Annotated in this window: 1 protein-coding gene; it reads left to right on the top strand. The window is 69.2% G+C overall.

Features of this window, described 5'->3' with window-relative positions; genetic code table 11:
* Nucleotides 1–1,249: hypothetical protein (locus A33M_RS20730; protein WP_040622282.1), on the top strand; the 1,249-nt coding region annotated here is incomplete at both ends.

The following is a 1,249-nucleotide window of genomic DNA, read 5'->3' as shown; positions in this document are numbered from 1 at the left end:
TCGCCCAGCAGGCCCGCTCGGCGACCGCCCCGGCGACCACCTACGACGCCCTCAACGTCACCGGCTCGCTGCCGACCGAGACGATCGCCACCACCACCGCCGGCGGCGCCAACGACCTGTCGGCGAAGGCGGTGAACCTGTCGTTCACCAACGACGCCGAGACGATCGGTACGGTGACCGGCACCCAGGACGTGTCGGGCGGCGCTGGCGGCGCCGGCAACGCCGGCACGGTGCAGATCCGCGTCACCTCGGGCGGCACGGAGAAGACCTTCGACGTCGCCATCGCCGGCACGGAAGCGAGCTTCGCCGACGTGAAGGCGGCGTTCGACGGCACCACCTCCGGCACGCCGGGCGACACGCTCGACAATTACGTCACCGTCGAGGACGACGGCTCGGGTCATCTGAAGCTGACGGCGACCAGCGCCGACGTCGACTTCTCGATCAGCGCCGACGGCAACGGCTCGACCGCCGCCACCCTGACCGCGGTCGGCCTCAGCGCCGGCAGCCACAACTCGACCAGCCTGCTCGACAACATCGTCGCCCAGGGTGGCAAGGAGGGGTCGACCCTCGAGCTGTCGATCACCGGCCAGGACACCAAGACGGTGACCTTCGGCAATGCCGGCGGCCAGATCTCGACGGTCTCCGAGTTGAACTCGTGGCTCAACACCGAGCGCGGCGCCGCCACCGCCTCGATCTCCGGCACCAGCTTCACCATGAGCCTCGGCGCCGGCAGCGGCAACGCGATCGGCATGAAGGCGACCGACGTCGGCGTCACCGCCGCCCTCGGCCTCGATGCCTCCACCGCCAACTACGACTTCGGTACCGGCGCGCGCGGCGGCATGGGCTCGGCGCTCGAGAAGAGCTTCAACAGCAGCCTGACGCTCGGCGAGATCGACAACACGCTCGCCAACGGCACCAACATCTCGATCACGGTCGACGCGAACGACGGCAATGGTGGGCAGACCCAGACGGTCGGTCTCGCCGGCACCGACAATCTCGACGACGTGGTCACCAAGCTGAAGGCCAACGCGACGCTCGGCGCCAACCTCAACATCTCGAACGAGGCCGGCAAGCTGAAGATCGAGGCCAAGACCGCCGACGTCGACTTCAACATCGCCGGCGGCAGCGCGACCACCGCCCTCAACATGACGGCCGGGCAGTACAACTCGACCAGCCTGCTCGACCAGATCACCTCCGGCGCGACCGGCGGTGCCGAGGGCGACACGCTGACGATCGCCGCCAATGGCGG

Origin of the sequence: Rhodovulum sp. PH10 (assembly GCF_000293785.1) — a bacterium.
Classification (GTDB): domain Bacteria; phylum Pseudomonadota; class Alphaproteobacteria; order Rhizobiales; family Xanthobacteraceae; genus Rhodoplanes.
This window is presented reverse-complemented; position numbering and strand designations above follow the sequence as displayed.